Annotated in this window: 23 protein-coding genes; 3 read left to right on the plus strand and 20 right to left on the minus strand. The window is 32.7% G+C overall.

What is annotated here, in order from left to right; all coding sequences use genetic code 11:
- Positions 1 to 223: 223 nt before the first annotated feature.
- The gene (locus IPO86_09155; protein MBK9728270.1) at positions 224 to 1,990 is read right to left on the minus strand and encodes a VCBS repeat-containing protein; all 1,767 of its coding nucleotides are present in this window, start codon (positions 1,988 to 1,990) and stop codon (positions 224 to 226) included.
- A 414-nt stretch (positions 1,991 to 2,404) separates the two neighbouring features.
- On the opposite strand from IPO86_09155, the gene IPO86_09160 reads away from it, so the two are divergent.
- On the plus strand, positions 2,405 to 3,280 hold the full coding sequence (locus tag IPO86_09160; GenBank protein ID MBK9728271.1) for a histidine kinase: 876 nt from the start codon (positions 2,405 to 2,407) through the stop codon (positions 3,278 to 3,280).
- Complete coding sequence (locus IPO86_09165; protein MBK9728272.1) at positions 3,246 to 3,950, plus strand: response regulator transcription factor; 705 nt, start codon at positions 3,246 to 3,248, stop codon at positions 3,948 to 3,950. Before IPO86_09160 ends, IPO86_09165 begins: the two co-directional genes overlap by 35 nt.
- Positions 3,951 to 4,028: 78 nt before the next feature.
- Here IPO86_09165 and IPO86_09170 read toward each other — a convergent pair whose 3' ends face one another.
- The 3 genes from IPO86_09170 to IPO86_09180 all read right to left on the minus strand — a co-directional run bounded on the left by IPO86_09170 (position 4,029) and on the right by IPO86_09180 (position 7,148).
- Complete coding sequence (locus IPO86_09170; GenBank protein ID MBK9728273.1) at positions 4,029 to 4,400, minus strand: DUF1801 domain-containing protein; 372 nt, start codon at positions 4,398 to 4,400, stop codon at positions 4,029 to 4,031.
- Between the two features lie 1,576 nt (positions 4,401 to 5,976).
- Entirely contained in the window at positions 5,977 to 6,330 is a 354-nt protein-coding gene (locus IPO86_09175; protein ID MBK9728274.1) for a TfoX/Sxy family protein, read from the minus strand.
- 449 nt (positions 6,331 to 6,779) lie between these two features.
- Positions 6,780 to 7,148, minus strand: coding sequence for a VOC family protein (locus IPO86_09180; protein ID MBK9728275.1), 369 nt, complete (start codon positions 7,146 to 7,148; stop codon positions 6,780 to 6,782).
- An 85-nt stretch (positions 7,149 to 7,233) separates the two neighbouring features.
- On the opposite strand from IPO86_09180, the gene IPO86_09185 reads away from it, so the two are divergent.
- Entirely contained in the window at positions 7,234 to 7,656 is a 423-nt protein-coding gene (locus IPO86_09185) for a helix-turn-helix transcriptional regulator (protein MBK9728276.1), read from the plus strand.
- Positions 7,657 to 8,083: 427 nt separating this feature from the next.
- On the opposite strand, the gene IPO86_09190 is transcribed toward IPO86_09185, so the two are convergent.
- From IPO86_09190 to IPO86_09265, 16 genes are all read right to left on the minus strand, one after another.
- A complete protein-coding gene (locus tag IPO86_09190; GenBank protein ID MBK9728277.1) occupies positions 8,084 to 8,413 on the minus strand; it encodes a hypothetical protein in 330 nt (109 codons plus the stop codon).
- Positions 8,414 to 8,484: 71 nt separating this feature from the next.
- A complete protein-coding gene (locus IPO86_09195; protein ID MBK9728278.1) occupies positions 8,485 to 9,654 on the minus strand; it encodes a hypothetical protein in 1,170 nt (389 codons plus the stop codon).
- Between the two features lie 246 nt (positions 9,655 to 9,900).
- A complete protein-coding gene (locus IPO86_09200; protein MBK9728279.1) occupies positions 9,901 to 11,535 on the minus strand; it encodes a T9SS type A sorting domain-containing protein in 1,635 nt (544 codons plus the stop codon).
- A 98-nt stretch (positions 11,536 to 11,633) separates the two neighbouring features.
- The gene (locus IPO86_09205; GenBank protein ID MBK9728280.1) at positions 11,634 to 12,314 is read right to left on the minus strand and encodes a hypothetical protein; all 681 of its coding nucleotides are present in this window, start codon (positions 12,312 to 12,314) and stop codon (positions 11,634 to 11,636) included.
- Positions 12,315 to 12,499: 185 nt separating this feature from the next.
- Positions 12,500 to 13,006 (minus strand): GNAT family N-acetyltransferase, encoded by a 507-nt coding sequence (locus IPO86_09210; GenBank protein MBK9728281.1) that lies wholly within the window; start codon positions 13,004 to 13,006, stop codon positions 12,500 to 12,502.
- A gap of 238 nt (positions 13,007 to 13,244) precedes the next feature.
- Positions 13,245 to 13,532 carry a hypothetical protein gene (locus tag IPO86_09215; GenBank protein MBK9728282.1) on the minus strand — a complete coding sequence of 96 codons (288 nt, stop codon included), beginning with the start codon at positions 13,530 to 13,532 and terminating at the stop codon, positions 13,245 to 13,247.
- A gap of 7 nt (positions 13,533 to 13,539) precedes the next feature.
- Complete coding sequence (locus tag IPO86_09220; GenBank protein ID MBK9728283.1) at positions 13,540 to 13,887, minus strand: hypothetical protein; 348 nt, start codon at positions 13,885 to 13,887, stop codon at positions 13,540 to 13,542.
- A 203-nt stretch (positions 13,888 to 14,090) separates the two neighbouring features.
- Entirely contained in the window at positions 14,091 to 14,309 is a 219-nt protein-coding gene (locus IPO86_09225) for a hypothetical protein (GenBank protein ID MBK9728284.1), read from the minus strand.
- A 164-nt stretch (positions 14,310 to 14,473) separates the two neighbouring features.
- Complete coding sequence (locus IPO86_09230) at positions 14,474 to 14,899, minus strand: VOC family protein (protein MBK9728285.1); 426 nt, start codon at positions 14,897 to 14,899, stop codon at positions 14,474 to 14,476.
- A gap of 117 nt (positions 14,900 to 15,016) precedes the next feature.
- Positions 15,017 to 15,547 (minus strand): SRPBCC family protein, encoded by a 531-nt coding sequence (locus IPO86_09235; protein ID MBK9728286.1) that lies wholly within the window; start codon positions 15,545 to 15,547, stop codon positions 15,017 to 15,019.
- A 1-nt stretch (position 15,548) separates the two neighbouring features.
- Positions 15,549 to 15,929 carry a hypothetical protein gene (locus IPO86_09240; GenBank protein MBK9728287.1) on the minus strand — a complete coding sequence of 127 codons (381 nt, stop codon included), beginning with the start codon at positions 15,927 to 15,929 and terminating at the stop codon, positions 15,549 to 15,551.
- 328 nt (positions 15,930 to 16,257) lie between these two features.
- On the minus strand, positions 16,258 to 17,562 hold the full coding sequence (locus tag IPO86_09245; GenBank protein ID MBK9728288.1) for an amidohydrolase family protein: 1,305 nt from the start codon (positions 17,560 to 17,562) through the stop codon (positions 16,258 to 16,260).
- 61 nt (positions 17,563 to 17,623) lie between these two features.
- Positions 17,624 to 18,007, minus strand: coding sequence for a nuclear transport factor 2 family protein (locus IPO86_09250; GenBank protein ID MBK9728289.1), 384 nt, complete (start codon positions 18,005 to 18,007; stop codon positions 17,624 to 17,626).
- 56 nt (positions 18,008 to 18,063) lie between these two features.
- Positions 18,064 to 18,594, minus strand: coding sequence for a DUF4287 domain-containing protein (locus tag IPO86_09255; GenBank protein MBK9728290.1), 531 nt, complete (start codon positions 18,592 to 18,594; stop codon positions 18,064 to 18,066).
- A gap of 13 nt (positions 18,595 to 18,607) precedes the next feature.
- Positions 18,608 to 19,015, minus strand: a complete 408-nt coding sequence (locus IPO86_09260) for a DUF1761 domain-containing protein (GenBank protein MBK9728291.1) — start codon at positions 19,013 to 19,015, stop codon at positions 18,608 to 18,610.
- Between the two features lie 283 nt (positions 19,016 to 19,298).
- The gene (locus IPO86_09265; GenBank protein ID MBK9728292.1) at positions 19,299 to 19,538 is read right to left on the minus strand and encodes a hypothetical protein; all 240 of its coding nucleotides are present in this window, start codon (positions 19,536 to 19,538) and stop codon (positions 19,299 to 19,301) included.
- Positions 19,539 to 19,558: the final 20 nt, after the last annotated feature.

Below are 19,558 nucleotides of genomic sequence, written 5' to 3' on the forward strand. Positions count from 1 at the left end.
TAATTTTTAATTACCCTATCAAAAGTGTGGAAATTGGAATAAGCGATGCAACTTCGATTAAAGTATGAATTTTTGTACCCATTTTATTGTCGTCTGTGATTATAGTGTTGACACCACACTTTTAAATGTAATCAATTATTCAATGGTATTTTATTTTTTAATAAAACGAAAGTAAATCGTTTGAATAAGTATTGTTAAAATTTAAAGTCTCAAAATAATGTTATCAAAGTTTTATGATAGTTTGAGTATTATAACTTTTACCAACTTTAACCTTTATTATATATGTGCCTATTGTTAACCCGGTAATATCAATTTCCTTTTCATTATTTGAGGAGTAAATTAATGTGCCGTTTTTATCATATATAGATGTAACAAAGTTTTCATTCCGGTATTCATCTGGTATTATTATAGTTATCTTAGTTGATGCTGGATTAGGGTAAATTAACACATCATTTATTTTTAAGAGGCTTTCGGCATTTATATTGGTAATACCCTTTTCTTGAACAATTGAAATAAATTGATTAGTGGTAATATTTGTATAATATTCAACAATGCCATTCAGCCATTCTACCTTTATTGAATCAATATTTGTAGCATTACCTAAGCCAAAATGTGGACGCAAATCATTTTGCCCGCAGTATGAAGTTTGTGCGGATAGTTCACGCATCTGCCAAACCGGATTTCCGTTAATGATTGCTTTAACTCTTATTTTAGTTCCTATAGCAGATTTATTTGTTATAGTGCCAACCAGCTTTATCGTGATCCAGTTATTTGAATTTCCATCATTGTGATAAAGTAAATCAGGACGGTCAACCGAGTTATACCTGCAGGTAGCTACTGCTAAATCCTCAAAACCGTCATTGTCATAATCACCAAAAGCGCAACCATAAGACCAATCTAAATCTGTTGCAGGTGCTGTGTTTCCCACTCTCGTAAATGAGCCATTGCCATTATTTAGAAAAAGAAAATTAAGCCAAAGAGTTGTTGTCCCAAATGAATTGGTTACATATAAATCAATGTCACCGTCATTATCTATATCCGACCACGCCGAGCTGAACGAATTTCCACCGCAATTTGAAACTGTATCGGAATTGATTTTTGTAAAGTTAAAATTACCATCATTTCTGAAAAGCCCATCATTTCCCTGGTCGTTAGCGAGAAACACATCAAGGTCACCATCATTATCATAATCACCCCAACTGCTGCTCATTGTTTTTCCTCCATCATTTAATAAGGGACCCGTAGTAAGTTTAGTAAATACCCCTGCACCATCATTGCGATACAAATTTTCATTTTGATCGTTTTCATTTGTTACAAACAAATCAAGGTCGCCATCGCTGTCAATGTCTGTCCAGTTAACACTTCGTGAAATAAAGGCATCCGTAACTGGCGTGCCTGTTAGTACCTTTGTAAATGCATTGCCTCCATTGTTGTGAAAGAGTAAATTTTTATTTGTGGGTATTGTACCGCCACTTCGGGTAACGTATAAGTCGAGCAAGCCATCATTGTCGTAATCTCCCCACGATGCTGTTTCACAATAACCACCGCTGGTTTCAACAGCATTTTGAGTTTGAGTAAATGCACCAACTCCGGTATTAATATAAAATAGATTTTTTGTGTTATACCAGTTCACTACATAGCAATCTAAATCGCCATCATTGTCACTATCAGCCCATGTCGCTCCATCAGAAGGTTTATTGTCGTTAACAATGGTGTCGCCCGGGAGAGCAGTAAACCCTCCGGTGCCATTGTTGATATATAAAAAATTGTCTTGTCCTGCCGCTGGACCATTCGTAATCATACAATCAATAAACCCGTCACCATTTACATCAACCCAGTTTACGCTGCGCGAGTCACCAACAGTGGTCACAAACGGGCCGGAAGTAATCTTTGAAAATGTTTGCGCAAAAGTTGTAGTAACCATTAGATGGCTAAATAAAATAATGAGAATTTGTTTTGAAACGGAAATATAATGGTGACTTATTTTCATGTTGAATAATTTTGTTTAAGCAAAACTAAATAGAATAATAAGTTCAATTTTCAAAAGTATCTGAACAACATATTCCGATACCCATAAAACAGCATTTAAGCTACGTACACCATACTTCTGGTTAAATTTACTGTTTGTATGTAGCAATCTGCCGTTCCTATTTTTTTTTAGCCTTTTGTAATTTTTATTCTGGATATTTACAGTGTGATAATAAATAAGAGAGTTTGGTTCCACATTTTATTCTGGATGGTTTATTTCAGTATCAATCTCTTTACAGGGCTATTCCTTTCCAGTTCCAATAACATTAACCCTTCACTTGATTTATTTAATAAGACAGCGTTGAGCCATCTTCTTTTATTATCAATTAAATTACCTGCAGTTTATTATGTTTTATATTCTCTGATTCCACGATGGTTGAAACAACCGGGTAAGTTCATGCTGTTTATTGAAGTTTTTGCTGCAATGTGTTTTTTCGTGTTGGGTTACCGTGTCATGATACATTTTGTAATATGGCCTTATGTGACATTCAATAAGCCGCAGACATTTACCACCTTGGAATTTGCAGCACGATTATTTTATTCGATTTTCGATTTATTACAGGTGGTTGGTATTGCAGCAGCTATTAAATTATTCCGGTTGCGGATAAATGCTATCAAAAATGAAAAAGCACTCATACAAGAAAAACTACAGTCTGAAATGAGGCATCTTAAATCGCAAATCAATCCTCACTTTCTGTTTAATATGCTCAACAGCATTTACTCGCTTTCGAGAGCACAATCTGCTGCAACGCCTGATACTGTTATGAAGTTGTCAAAAATTCTTCGCTATATGATTTATGAGACTGGAAAAAAAACGGTTCCTATAGAAGAAGAGATAAAAATTATTGATGATTTTATAGAACTGCAGCAACTTCGTTTTGGAAAAAGATTAGAGGTGAAAATGGAGAAGAGTATTGATAACAACTCCATGCAAGTAACACCACTACTACTTTTTCCGCTTATTGAAAATGCTTTTAAGCATGGAAATGGTTCAGGTGCTTCTGAAATCCGATTCAATATTACATTGGTTCAAAACTCGCTTGATGTATGCGTAGTAAATCCTATTGAAGGTTCATCTGTTCAATCAATTGGGGAAGAAGGAATAGGTTTGCCAAACCTGCGCAGACAACTCGAACTGTTGTACAGAGATTATTCATTTGTTCATTTTGAAAAAGATAATCACTTCGTTGTAAATTTGCGTATTAACTTAGCATCATATGCAGGATTTGAATTGTTTGATAGTAGAGGATGAATCTCTGGCTGCCGATGTAATTAGCGACTACATCAATCAAGTTCCCGGGCTAAAGCTTAAAGGTACTTGCGAAAATGTATTTGCAGCAATGGAGAAATTGCGTTGTGAAAAAATTGACCTTATTTTTCTCGATATTAATTTGCCGAAAATAAGCGGAATTGATTTTATAAAAACCATTCCTGATAAATATGATATTGTACTTACTACTGCCTATCATCAGTACGCTATTGACGGATTTAATCTCAATGTAATTGATTATCTGCTAAAGCCAATTGAGTTCAACCGTTTTTTGCAAGCAGTAAATAAGGTATTCGACAAACACAAAAAAGTTTCATCGGAAGCACACAGCGAGATTCGTCAAAGGGTATATCATTTTTTTAACGTAGAGAAAAAACAAGTGAAGGTATTTGTGGATGATATACTCTATATTGAAAGTCTGAAGGATTATGTGCGAATTCATACCCGTAAGCGGAATTTCGTTACCAAATTTCAGATCGGTGAAATAGAAAAAATACTAACGCAAGAAGACTTTATTCGTATTCATAAATCCTATATAGTCAATAGCAACATGATTACTTCTTACAATGCACAAGAAATGGAAATAGACGACATTTCTCTTCCTTTAGGGAGGAGTTATAAAGAAATAGTCGAGCGAAAATTAAAAGGATAAACTCCCTCTTGATTATTTTAAAAATGTTGGTGGTGTCTCTGGAATACGATAAAGTTCGTTACGTGTACTTTCTGTTAGTCATCCTTTGAGTTTTATAATACCTGTCCTGTACAAGTCTAACGCTTTTTGCAAAATAGTTTCAATCGTCTTTACAGGTATATCTTTGTTCGGATTAACTCTAAAAATTTTCATCCTGGAGCGTTCGCCTGCCTCTAATTTTGAGTGAACAAGGTGTTTCCCTTCTACCATAAGGATGTAAGGCTCATTCGTTTTTTTATCAGTCCATAAATAACAGAACATCTTTTTCTTATAGCAGAAACAGGGCATTCCATACTTCTGCGTTTCAGTGATATTTGTGTCTTGTTCAAGAATAATATTTCGTAAAGCAAGTAAGCAACTCTTGTTTGGTTCTTCTTTATTCAAATAATAGCTATTAATTTCTCGAATCATAGTTGTAGTCATTCATTTTTCGTTTTCTGTCTGACATTTAATGTATGGTCTATGTTGCATTGCCAGTAACGGCAGAGTGTGAAAATACTATTATTTTTCTAGTTAATTCGCGATATTACTTTATGCAATGCATCCAAGATCAATTCAATCCCATCTAAGAGCAGTATTTTTTAATTTGGATATTTCATCTTATAAATAAAAGTTTTCCTGGAGGCCTTAGGATAAGCCAATCTGGAAGAAATGCAGGATCTTATTTGAATGGAGAAACCCAATTTTTTAATCTATCGATTAGTTCTAGCACACCAAGTATATTGAAACAGCGCTTTATATTGTAGACTAGCATAATAAGACTGTGTTCACCATTTATTTTATCTAATCCTTTAAGATTGGTGAAGTATTAGCCCCATTTTCTTTTTATTGTTCCAAAGATATGTTTCCCACAATAATTGAGGGACAGGCTAAAATCTCTTGTCTTTTTCGATACAATGCTGCATTTTCTTTAGAGCGTGTATTGTTTGATTATACTGCAGATGCAAATTCACTTCTTTCTATTTCTCTACCTCCGCCCGCTCTTCCTTTGCAGCTGTTTTTTACTGGGCATGATTTGCATTCTGGTGTTCTGTATTTTTTGTAATTATAGTTTGTTTTTCGATCTCTTGTTTTTTTATGCCAGGTAACTGTTGTATTTAATGTTATGTCTTGATGACAAGTGTAACTGTGTTCTTGTTCATTCTATGTAAAATTAGTTACTACATATTCGGGAGTGGTTCCATGTAAGTTACTATTGACTATTGTGGAAGGAGCAACGATTGTAATTATATTCTCATCCGTACATTTTTGAATTTCTCTGCCATTTTGATATCCTTTATCTAATATTGCAACAAAGCTATTTACACTTAAATTTTCTTTTACTTCTAATGTAATATCAGTGAGCGCATTCCGATCATTACGATTAATAGCATCATCCGAACTATACTACCAATTAAATCAATATCCTTAAGAAAAGAAATAAACAACTTGAGTACACTTTGAAGAGCATTTGGATTATCCTTTCTGAAATCAAAGATCGTATGATAGTTTGGCTTTAATCCTTAGGTTAACCAATGGTGATTGGTTTTGAGGCAACACTCAATATCTATTCTGCGGCTACTACGAAGTCCAATCAGATAACTATATAAATAAATCTTAAGTAGGGTAGAAGATTCAAAACTCGGACGACCTTCCGATTTTAAAGTTATAATAAATCTAATTGACCTACAAATACAGCCCCGATTGCAGTCGGGCAGGAATGAATCGGATTGGATTTTCTGGAACAATGGAATCTTCCAAAGAACTCAATTTCATTTGTAATCTTGGTACGCCTATTATATGTTGCATAATATATGTAAATACAAATTATAATTTATTTTACAAAGAAATAAACAAATTATTTTAACTAAGTTTTTTCACATCCTGATGGTTTGCAGCTAGGCGCTGGTGGGTAATTCATAGTACATAGGTTCATTTTAGTACAAATGTTAATTAGAATTCCAATGTTCAAATTTAGCACAAAATCTCTTCTAATGCAAAACTGAAGTTAGTAGCTTGGCTTTTTGGGTTTCTTACTCGATTTTGCTTTTTTATTAAAGTCTAATGCAAGTTCAATCCAAAAGTCAAAGTCCTTTTGTGTTTTCATTCCATTGTTGTCTATCATTATATAACCTTTCATTGGTCGTTTTGTAAAGTCCATTGTTCGGCAACCAATTTTTTCAATGACTGTGTCGGCCAATGCAGGATCAATTCGACACATCAATTCATCTTTAATTATTCCAACACACATTTTGTCGTTGTACATAAATGTCAAGCCACCCATCATTTCTTTTTCAGTAACGTTGGGTAGCTCGACAAATTTTTCTCTTACTCGATTTGCTAAATGTTCATTATAAGCCATTGATTTTTCTGGGTATGTTGTTAAACTGTTTAGAAACTTACCTATTCCTGAATTAAATTGTTAGTCTATCATCATTTTGTTCATTAGAACAACAAGGATATCAAACTTTAGAGTATACTCCATTTCTTGCAGTGCTTAGGTTTGATTGCCAATTTTTTTGAAAACTGTAAGGTTGTTATAAGCCGTTGATTGGAAATGAATAGTCTGGCAATTTATAAACCAATTTTTCGGTTGGTTTGAAAACAGTAATCTTTTCATCAAACCAATTTTTGCAATCTTGGATCAGCACTTTTCTTTTGGCATCAAGCCCCGTTTTGTTATCAGTAATTAATGTCGCTTTTTTTCCTGTTGGCTCGGTTTTGTCCAAAAATTCTAAATCAGTTAAAACGCTCCAAATTTTTTCAATTGGTGCATTAAAAGTGGTATCGATTATTAATTTTCCTGTCTTTTTATTTCATTGAATGTAAAGCAACTTTATTTCCTTCGGTGTCTAAAATATGAGCCATGAAACCATTCTGTCCAATTGCAGTTTTTGGCAATAATATTTTTCCACCTGCATCTTCTACCTTTGAAAGCGGTGTATTTAAATCTTCACCACCATTCAAATAGATTAATGCTCCTTTTGTTGAAGGTTCAAATCCTTCGTATTGTGCTATTCCACCTCCAACACCTTTTTCCATATCACAAGGTAACATACCATATTTTCCATCAGGGAAAGGCATTTCCATTATTTCAGCACCATACAATGCTTCATAAAATTTTTTTGCTCTTGCGAAATCTAATACTGGGATTTCGAACCAATTAATTGAGTTTGTCATTTTTACTTTTTTTAAATTGTGAACGGCAAATATACAAAACAACTTTTAATTTGCAAGTAGTTTTGTTTTTTTGTATTTTTGCATTATGAAACAATTTTTAAGAAAGTCGGATTGTCCGATAAATTTTGCTTTAGAAATTTTTGGCGACAAGTGGACTTTCCTGATAGTCAGAGATTTAATGTTTAAAGGAAAGCACTATTATGGCGAATTTCTTTTGTCAGAAGAAAAAATTGCAACCAATATTTTAGCGGATAGATTGTCGTTGTTAGATAGTAACGGAATTGTCAGCAAGTCAAGCAACCCAAGTCATAAGCAAAAAATACGGTATCGCCTTACACAAAAAGGAATTGATTTAGTTCCTGTCTTGATTGAAGTTATAATGTGGTCTGCTAAATATGATAAAGATTCCGCTGTTGATATGAAATTTATCAAAAGTGTCAAACGTGATAAACTCGGTTTGATTTCTAAAATTTCAAATCGTCTGGTCGAAGAGTTGGGTGTTTCATAGCCTTTCCACTCCATAGTCCTTGAATAAATTTCAAATGGAATTTAATGACGATATTAGATCGCCAAACTTTGTAAGGGATGCTTGATATAGCGTTGACGTTCCAGCCTGCTAAAAAATTAAAGGTAATCCAGCCGCTTTAGCGGTTCTTTCACTTGCCGTTTCACGTAGTCTTGCATCTGTAACATAGATGAATGTTAATATAATTTGCTGCTTAAAAGTTGTAGCTAATTCTATAATTTTTACGATATCTTCTTTTGAAAATATTATTGGTTATGGTTTTTCCTTTCTAGGTCTTGGGAACGTATGTAGACAACATTCTATAAACACAACTTCCACCTTGCACAAATGCGTCTTCGAAGCACGGAACCGCCACTTTTGCCAACCCGGTCAGCGATAGGTTTATTTTCAATTTGTTGTTTGTCTTTTATCATTTCAAGTTAATGATTTCGTCTATTGTATTAAATACTTGTCGCCCTTTTGATAATATTAAATCACGTTCTTTATTTGCTCCAGGGCTTTCTCCTAATAGTAATAATGCATCACACGCATTAATTACCGCTAGTGAAATTTCCAAGGTGCATTTATACTTGTCAATGACATTTGCTCTTTCCAAAACAGGTAATGCAGCATTCATACCTATAATTGGTATATGTCCAAGTTCTAAAAGCTTTGCTGCTGCAATATTCATTGCATCAAGATTTAATTGTTTTTGCTTTTTTGTCTTTGCGTTATATGGTCCTGCTACCCCAATTATCATAATTTATTCTATGTCGTTATTTTCTAAATTAGTGAATCACTCAAGCTTTTTCTCTGACTTTTATTTATGTTCTATTTTTCATTATTGATTAGTTCCCAAATTTTGTCGTTGTAAGTCTCTTTTGTAATTCCAGTTATTTTTTCAAGTGCTTGGTAATATTTTTTATTACCTTTTTCAAAAGGCCCAACAGCCAAAAGTTCCCAAACTCCTGCAAATCCTTTTTCATTCTCTATTTTTTTGACTAATAAAGCGTTTACAATATCATCGACAGAATTATCAAACTCTTTTGTTTTGAAATAAATTGGAGTTTCTTTAATTTCAACCCAATTGTTATTTTTATTATTAGCAATTTGTTCTTTGAAGGCTTTAAAGATTTCATTCCAAGTCAACCCCCAACTTCCACCATACAAATAAGCACAGCCTTCATCCACGGGTTTGTTTACTTTACTTCTTGAAATTACTAAACTTAACCTACTGTGAAATAAATCGTGTGGGTCAAATTCGTTAAATGTTGAATTGTTGTTACCGAAAACAATTAATTTTCTATCGCTATATATAGTACTCCAAACACTTTCTGCTCTTCCGTTGTAATCCGATTTATACTCTACTCCAATTAGCTTTTGCATTTCAATTATGTTGTCTGTGCAATAATAGTCAGTTATTTTGTTTGTTGATTTTAGTTTTAAATCAAATGAAGAAGTCAATTTATTGAACTCTTTTACTTTCTCTTTGTTGATTGTATTTTGATAGTGAAAAATATTATTTCCTACTTTTTTAACTTTCCAGTTTTTAGTATTTTTCAAAAGTGGCGAAGAAAATTTAAATGAGTTATTTGTTTTATGAGCAATAAATTCAAAACTTGCTCTCAACAATGCTACTTTTTCATTTGTTCCAATGTATGAAACTTGTATCAGATAGTTGTGGTCTTTCATCAATACAACATTTGTCAAATATGGTTTGTAGAAAAAATCGTCTTTGAACTTTCCACTTTTTTCAATTCCGTATATTTCATCAAGTTGAATTAAAGTCTCTATTTTCTCGCTTTCAAAGATAAATGTGTTTTCTTCATTTGGTTTCTGTGCAGCAAGTAAAAAGTCGTTAAGCGAAGTTGTTAAACGCTTACTTTCAATACTGTCTTTTGGTAAAACAATATTTGAATTTACTAATAAAGAATTTGTCTGTGCATTCACGAATAAAGTCGTGATGAAAAGTGTAGAAGTGTAAATTAATTTAATATTCATTGTTTTATTTTGTTTATTCTTTGATGGTTCTGAAAACTACCCGCTTTCGTTTGGTATTGATTGCGCGCCAACATTTGCATGAAGCTCGTTGTGAAAAATATTTTACTTTTATACCAATCCCGAAAAATAAGATTTTTTTTCGTGGTATGATCTTCAATAATGTGTTATATCCAGTTTCTTTCTTTCAATGGTTTTAATATGATTTAATTTTTTAACGAAATATGAGTAATTGCTTCAATTAAACCCTTATTTAACTTTAATAAATTGAGCATTCAAAACTATGTTATCTTGGATAAACTGAATATTATATTTTCCATTTGATAAAAGACCTGCATTAAAATTTAATTCTTTAGCGAACTCAATATATTTAGAAAATACCAACTGACCATTTTCGTTATAAACATTCAGCAAACCTGAAGATAATTTATCAAAATCTATTTTCAAAATATCAGAAACTGGATTGGGCGATATTTTTAATGTATTATCTTGGTCTAAACTTACATCTTTGTTTGCTGTCAATACACCTAGGTCTTCACCTTTAATCATAATCCAACTTGACCAAAGTGGAGCAGGAGACAATCGGGTTGCGGTTTCTCTATGTATAAAATAACACAATATATTATCACCCACTTTTTCTATTTTAATTAGACTAATTTCTGTTTTCGTACCAGGGTCGGTTTGAAATGATTTTGTCTTAGTAAATTGTCCCGCACCATTTGATAAATAAAAATCTACAGTGCGATTTGTTCTAGAATGAACACAAGAAAGAATTTTAGGTCCAGTTTTCGTCTGAATAAGTGTGGACTGCATGGTGTTTATAATAGTAGAATTGATATTCAGTGCTCTTAAATCAATCTTCTCCATTGGGATTCCTTTACGGTCGAATAGCGTTAGATACTTAAATTTAAAATAATAAGGTTGTTCTACAAAAGAATCAGATCTAAAGACAAAATAATCAGATGAAATAAAAGCTGGACCAAAATAATTTTCTTCACCCGTATTCAAAATGTTAAGCTTACCTGAATCCAAGATTTGCATTTTTCTATCCATATAATGGAAACCGATATCAAAATCTTTAGTTAAAGTATCTCGGTGAGTCTCTGAGGAGTAGAAACAAAATGAACTATTACTTTCAAAATCATATAATAGATCAGAAATCTTAAAATATTCTGTAGGGATGTACATTTCAGAATTTTCTTTCTCTTTTCCATGTTGGTCAAGAACAAATCTGTTATACCACACACTGCTTTTGCCTGTGGTAGTATCAGTTAAAGCAAGGTGGTTAATGACTATGAAGTCTGTACCTTCATAATAAAGGTGTGTCGGACCGTATGGAAATGGTACTGGAAGTTTACGGGCATTTGGATCTTTTAGAATACCAAAAGTAGAATTTATGATATCTCCTGATCGTTTATTGAAGCTTAACCTTCTGGGATAGGCAGTAAACCAAATTGGTCTAAAAAAAGTATCAGTGTTATCATATTCTTCATGAATCAATAACTCTAGCGTGTCGCCATGTATTTCTGGACGATTGGCAAATCGTCTTTCTCCAACATTTTCACTATAGAAAACATTATCCCATAGAAGCTTTCCATCTGCTAAATCAATAGCCTCGAGATAGTAACCTCCTATCCAGGCAGGCCCAAAAACAATATTATATACATTATATAAAACACCATCATCAATGACAAAAGGGTCTCTATCATAATTTTGCTCTAAAAAAATCCAATTGCCTTCAAGTATTGGAATTTTATCTGTTTGGTGCATATGAGACCAGATAGGTGTATAATTTTTAAATCCTAATGGTTTATAGACCTGGGCTTGTGAATGATTTACAATTATTACTAAAAGCAAAATTTTGATAAAATAAATATTTTTCATATCTGTATTTTTTTGAGTCTATATCTTTATTTTAACGTTTTGTTAATTGATTTAGTTCTTGAATTTGGTATAACGGTTGGCGTTGGGTGCATTCTTAGTCACAATACTTCAACAAGTGATTCAACAATAAAATATTCCTCTAATTTATAAATTTTATACAATTTCTTTCCACTGTAATTGTTCCAACTTTCATTTACCACAGTTCCCTCGTTTATCGTGTGCGAATTAGTTAGTTTTATTTCAGTAAATAAGTTGTAAGTAGTAAAATTACTTTTTTGAATTTGCTTTAACCTTGGTAGTTTTATTAAAAATTTTGTTTGGTGGGCAATAATCAATATATACAAGTAATAAATAAATGTAATTGCGAGAATAAGTAAAAGTGCACCAATCACAGTCAGAAATAGTGCATTTAATGCCCACTGTTCTTTTTTATCTACATAAAGCATTGCAAAGAAGATGATCCCAATTGTTGCAATAACGGAAGTCAATATTGAAATGTCAATAAGTGTCCTGTATAGAATTCCATAAACAATATGTTTTTCTTTGAGCAAAGCCTTGCCTTCAATTTCCAGATGCGTACACTGCTCAACATCGTGCTCAAATCCATTGCACCAGGTACATTTTGATTTTATTCTATTCTTTTTTCTCCCCAGTTGTTTTTCATCAGGGGCAAATTCACAATTAAATAATTGGTATTTCTGCCAATGCTGATGACCGTCACCTGTATAGGTAATACCTTTATCAAATACATGGCGAAGTTCCAAAACTATTTTTTTCATATTATTTATCTATTTTTGCGTTTATAGTTTTGACTATCATTTTGGGCTTTCCGAATAGGGGGAATTCGCAGTACCAATGTTCAAATTTAGTAAAAAAGCTAATAGAAAGTAAAAATGTTTGGCCTGGTACAAAAGCCCCACTTTTGCCAAATGCGAGTTATAAGGCGATTTTCTTCTTTCCATTTTCAACTCAATTTATAAATAAATTCTTCTATCTCCATTTGTCTGGCATTTGCAAATCCTATATCAGATCCAACTTTGTTAAAGCCACATTTTTCTAACACTTTCTGTGACCCAAAATTGTCAAATGCAACTCGTCCAATAATTGGTCTTATCGATTCAATAGCAAGAAATTCATTTAGTGCTTTTGTTGCAATGCCCTGTCCCCAAAATTTCCTGTCAATCCAATAAGTAATTTCTGTATCGCCTTCCATAACAAACTTAGCAATACTTCCCACAATAATATTGTCAAGAAGGATTGTTTGATTGTTTACTGTTGGGTCGTCTAACAACTTTGTGTGTTTTTTTATATAGGTAGTTTTATCTGTCGGGTCTTTCGGCATAAATGCAGCTAGGTATCCGCCTTCTATATCAAGTTGAAATTGAAATAAAGTATCCAAGTCTTCAATTCCAGTGGGTCTAAGTATTATTTCAAGTTTGTTGTTTACCATTGTTATTATATTATTTTGCATTTATTGTCTGTTTTGCACCTAAGATGCCTTATAACGAACAGGGTTTGGCGAAGGTGGGGAAATAGAATGCTGTCCGCCTGGAACCGCTGCTGATTGAAATACGGATTGGAAGATGACAACATAATGCCAATTTGAATTCCGTCAGGCTGGAACAAAAGCCACATAGAATTGCAAAAAGTTCATTGTTTTTCCGTCCTCCCCACTTTTGCCAAACCAGAGTTAGCGGTTCGTTGTTTTGTCATGTAAGTTTAAACTTAACTGGTGTCGTGTCAGCAATTCTGGTAATTTTCTTCCTAGCTTCTAAGTCAAGTTTTACCCATTCCATATGCCATTCAATAGAACCTTCAAATTTTAATTTTTTCTTTTTAAAATCTTCGGTTATTGTGTTTAAAATTTCTTTATGAGTTGATTCGGTTTTTCCATTAAGGCATTTCAAAAGTGATTTTTCAATAACACCATATTTTTCTTTATCCATGCTTATGGCTTTTTTGCCTAAGGGATGTTTAAGTTGAATTTTTTGTTCCATTTTGTTTTTATTCAATTATGGTTTTGATAGATTTCGTTTTAACATGTTTTCTGTTACCTATTTCATAGGCTGATGTCATATACTTTCTTACTTCGTTATTGATGTCTGTTTTGCTGCGAATTTTGAAGTGATGAATGAAAAACCGGTTATCTAAATTATCAATTTTATAAAAACATAAATTGTCAGCATAGGATTCGGTAAAAACTAAGTGAATATTTATATAGTCAAACCCAATTTTGTTGATTGAACAGAAACGCATTTTTGTCAATAAGGCAACTCTGGTCTTTACAGGATGAATATCAAACTCGCCAATTTTTCTGTATTCGGATATGAAGTAATTGAATAAGTCAATCATTTTTGAGGCTTGCCGTTTAAAAAGTCATCAATAGTGAAATTTCCACACGAATGCGATTGATTTGTGTTGTAAAATTTATGATTGCAATTCGGGCAAGTCCACATTTTATTTTTTTGTAAGATATTTTTGTTTGTAAATTTTCAAAACACTTGCAAGCAAATCTTTAATATCCTTAGATTTTATTTGTTTTTCTGATTTTAGCTCTACATATCTTGATATTTTTCCATTGCCTTGGAGCAATTGTCAGGGTCTTGTAATTCAACCCTCCAGTTAAATCCAGGTTTCAAGCCTTTTTTAGACAGAATAATGGTGCAAATTAATTCTGAATATTTCTGTCCAAAACAATAAGCAATCATTCTTGCCGGAATATCTATTTGCTCAATGATATCGGGAAGATTTGCAAATAGAGTTTTACGAAGCATAATAGAGTTTCTGAAAACCTGTTCCTCATACTGTGATAAAAAATCAACTATCTTATGGGTTGTTTCCATTTAGGATCTTTGTTTCATTTTTCGTCTATTAATTACTATTTCAACTAATAAAATCAGTAGCATCGAAAATATTAAGACTGCCCACGTGAATTAAACTATTTTGTAGTTTTAGCACCTATTTGCTCACCTAGTTTTTCAAATTCAATATCGTTAGGCTCCCATAATTCAATTTTATTGCCCTCGATGTCCAGAATGTGAACAAATTTACCATATTCAACTTTTTCAATTGAGTCAGTAACTGTTACACCGTTTTTCTTCAGTTCTTCGATCAGATCATCCAGGTTTTCTACTCTGTAATTAATCATAAAATCCTTGGTTGACGGCTCAAAATATTTGGTTTTTTCAGTAAATGGACTCCATTGAGAAAATCCTTTTTTGGTGCTATCAGCACCTTGAAACCATTCAAAAACAGCCCCATATTGGTTTGTATTTAATCCAAGATTTGTTTTATACCATTCTCTCATTTTATGAGGGTCTTTGCATTTGAAAAAAATACCCCCAATGCCTGTTACTTTTTTCATTATTGTTGTGTTATTATTTTGGCCTGCTATTATCGTTTTAAATGCGATACCCGATAGGAACGATATCGCAATAACCAATATTAATAAAGTTATTTTTTTCATTTTGATTAAATGAGGTTACTTTTCAAGAATGTTTTTCAAAGTGAACAAACTACTATCCATATCTTTCGGAAAGTTTCTTTCAGCCAATGGAATAAATATATTCATTGGATATTTCAATATGCCGGAATTTATCAAGGATACTTTGGTTTGATTATCGGATAAAGATTCAGTCTCCATGATTACATCGGAAGTGACTGCCATTGGTTTTACAAACCGAATTTGAGTTTCAATTCTTTTCCCTTCAATGATGTTCATTATTTTCTTTTCTCCTTCACCGGCTTTTTTATTTCCATTCCAGGAAATAGTGAATCCGACTGTTCCGTCAGTTCCTTTGTATTCCCATTTCCTGTTGGGGTCAGCCTTTGCCCATTTGTTAAACTTGTCCTGGTTTTTGAGCAACTTTAAAAAGTCAAATACTTTTTGACTTGGTGCATTGATGATGATTTCACGATAAACGTAATGTTCCTTTTTTAAGAAAAGAGCTATAATTAGTAGGAAGGCAATAAAGCCAACTAGGCCAAGTAAAATTGTAATTACGATGTTCATTTTATTTTTTCTTTTGGATTAAAAATATTAAGGCTAAAGCAATCAAAGTCAATACTATACCGCCAATGATTAGAGTATTGTTTTTTTGTAATACACCAACAATCAAGTCGCCCACAAACATTACCAAAAGGAAAATATAGGCAAGTGTCAGCATTGGAATGGATTTTTTAATGGTCGCATAAGCAAAGATAAAACCAAGTGCAAATTGTCGAGTAGCCCACATATAAATTAAGAAGTCAACACCTTTTGCATTAAGGTCTATATTGTCTGCCATGGATTGGGGTGAAAAGAACAATGATAAGCTTACTCCAAGTTCCATTAGCGCAAGAAGACCTGATACTATAAGTATCCAGTTCGGTAATGATTTTTGTTCTTGTATCATACTTGTTGTTGAATTAATTACTTTTTTATTGGCTGTTTAATGGTTGCAATAATTTGTAAATTTAATGGATCTTTGAAAAACTAACTAGTTTTTAGTTATTTTTAGTCCACTTTATGCTGACGATTTACATATTTGAAAGTATCTCCATAAATTAATGAACCCCGCCTGATCGGACGGGCAGAGCTGAGTACGAGGCCTGTAAGCTCAGTACATTCCGGAATGGAGGAGTGGTGTGAGAGACGCACCTTGTTAGAATAATCTGGCAGGACCGACTATTCGATTAGCGGTTCGTGCTAATTGTTTTTGTTATATAATTACAAAGAAATTCTCATTCGTTATCATTTTTTAAGATTATTTGTTGTCCATTTATCATAACAAGACCAACCGATTGAAGGTTATCAATATTATCGAGTGGATTTTTTTCCAAGATGAGTAAATCTGCATACTTTCCTACTGATATTGAACCGTAAAGATTTTGCTTATTCATGAAAATTGCAGAATTGATGGTTGCAGTTTTTAAAGCTTCGTAATTTGATAACCCAGCTTTAGTTAGTAATTTAAGCTCCTGATGTAAGCTTATGCCCGGATATACAAATGGCATTCCTGCAAAATCACTACCCGCTAATATCTTTACACCTTTTTTGTGTAGTCTGCTTATCAGCCGTAATTGAGATAAATACGTTTTATCAAGTTTGTCCCAATCCTTAAGCTTTTGATGTCTTTCCACACGTTTTCCCCAAGTTATTTTCCATTCTTTTACAAGTGCAGTTGGAATATATTTTGAATACTCTTTATTTACAATTGTAGAATCCCTAAGTTGTGTTTTTAATTGGTAGGTTATAATTGTCGGGCAGACATATGTATGATGTTCTAACATCAGATCTGTTAAACTATCAAATCTGTTTCTACTTTCATTCCAAATCTCATATAAACCATTAAGATGTTCAATGCTTTTTTGTCCTAGGGATATTGATGTTTCTGGTTTAACATATTCAGAAAGGTGTCCTGCAAAATGAAAATCATTTTTCCTGCAATAAGCGGAGATTTCTTTTAACTGTTTTTCTTTTAAAAGGGAATAGGTTTTAAAAAAATCGCTTCCATTGTTTTTTAAACTGTCTAAAAGTTTCGTGATATCAGAACTGTTATCTACTGGCAGGGAGAAGTCATGATAAACTGGTGGATTACCATCAATCATTGGTCCCGCTCCATATATATGCAGTTTGTTTACGTTTTCCAACCTTTTGAATGCACTCATAATTTTGAGATCTCCACCCATATCGCGAATACCTGTGATTCCATTTTTTAAAAGTGCAGGATACAACAAAGTATCATTGTTTATATCCCAGCATAAATGAAAATGCATGTCCCAAAGTCCGGGGCATAAGTATTTTCCCTTTCCATCTATATATTTTGTGTTGGTCGATGTCCTTTCTGAAAATGAATTTCCTATGTAATAAATGAATTGTCCTTTTATAACGACATTCTGTTTTTTTAAAATTTTTCCACTACTTACATCAATGATATTAATGTTTTTAATTATCAAAAATGTAGTATCTGATTTATTGATTTGTCCAATAATGATATTGGTGTAACAAATAATGATGAGCAAAAAAAGACTTCCAGATATTTTCACTCGTTAGTTGACTTTAGGCTTTTATCAAAATGAATCGAATGCTTAATTGGTTGTTTTATATTTATTTTGAGGTATGGATATGGATAATTTTCCATTTATCATTTTCCTTAATTAAAACATTGGTTTCCTTTAAATAATAAACTTGTTCATTACCATCAGGGCCATAAGCTCCCCGATTGTGATAAGTAACAACTGCTGTGTCGCCATAAATCTGGATTTTGGGTTGCATTTCTTGAAAAAAGTGAACCTTGGTTCGTGATTTACTTAGTGACCAATCAAATTCATCTTTATCGTCCGCTTTACCCTCAATACGATATGGACATGAAGGAATGAACAAGGTCAAATCATCATGGATGTAAGTAAAGTAAGTTTCATTGTCATTGTGTGTAAAGCTGTCGTTCCAAGCTTTTACAATTGCAAAAATTTCTTTCTCTGTGGTTGTCATATATTTATTTTATGTTTTTGGTCAAATGTTTTATCTAAGCTTGACTTCTGACGGTTTTATTTTCCTGCTTTACCATATGCCGACTTAATCCATTCAATTACTTCTTTATCAATTTCGTCTATACTTGCAATGCATATTTTGTGAGTGCACATGGCATTTGGCTTTTCCGACTCTAATTTGCCCTTTGGTTTTTGCCCTTTTAGAATAATTCCAATTTCAAATCGTGTCTTTGTTGCTGGTTTAAGAGTCACAAATTGCTTTTTACGTACCAAACTTACATACGCTTTTTTGGGCGCTACTTGAATATCCTTTCCGAAAGTCAAAATCTTTGAAATTAATTCATCGTAAATAGGTTTTAGGTGTTCCTTCCCCTTATACTGATTGCTCAATAGAGTAGTGTCATTTATTGATGCTGCATCAGATTTCTTTGTTTTCAATGCTACTAAATTTGCGAAGCCATAAGTAAAGCCGTATTCAGCTTTCAAGAAATTTATAATTTCTAAATGCTTTTCAATTTTAGATTGCTTCACTACTTTAATCCAATGTTCTAGTGGCTTTCCTGTTTTCTCAATGAATCCTTTTTCCATTTTCCAATTATTTTTATTTCCATGCACCTAAAATTACCCCCATAAGCGTAAACGATACTATCATATAACCTCCATTGATTAAAACATATTTTATCGGTCTATTTTCAAATAAAGAGATCATTGCAATTGCAAAGGCTACCCAACCAAAACCAGTCATAAAGCCTGCAATGGCTCCGAATGTTACATTTTCTTTACCGATAAACATAGCCAAATTAACTGACATTATCAGAGAGAAAAGAAACGATAATCCAAAGACTATCGGCATATTTCGCTTCTTTAAGTCTTCATTTGTGAGGTTGTTGACAGTCATCCATGGTTTTTCAAATACGGAATACCAAATTCCACCAATCATAAAAGTTGATAAAGCTGCAAGAATTATTGCAAACCAGTTTAGATTTTGAATTACTTCTGAAAAGTTCATTTTATATTAATTTTTAAAATTAGATACAAAGAAGAGCCTTTTATTTTTTATAGAATAGTAAAAAATTAACCTTTTTTGTCTAAAGGGAGAAAGTTAGTTTGTTCATTAGGAAACTCCATTTTTATAAAATCCTTTGGATTGAAGCCTGAAAAAGGAAAGACTCTTTAATAAAGTGGGATTAGTCTGAGTAATCGCAACTGTATGCTACCTCTGTCCAGGGCAGCCTTTCATTTTTATAAATTATTTTCAAAATTTCATTAAATCGCAAAATACGGTGATAATATTAGGGCGTTAGTTCAGCATATTTCTTAAAGTGTTCAATTAATTTCTTTTGAGAAACTAGATAAGAGATTATGATTTTATTTAAGTTGGTGAATGGTGCATTTTGAAGTCTTTCTATGAAATCCAACAAGTGTTCAGGTGCTTCTTTATTGTTGGCAAACCTTTCTGCTAACCAATTAGAAATAAGATCGAATTTTGCACGCGGATTTTCTGCAACAAAATCATTTTCTCTCAATTCCATTAATTCCTTTCCGAATATAA

The organism is Saprospiraceae bacterium, assembly GCA_016717265.1.
Classification (GTDB): domain Bacteria; phylum Bacteroidota; class Bacteroidia; order Chitinophagales; family Saprospiraceae; genus Vicinibacter.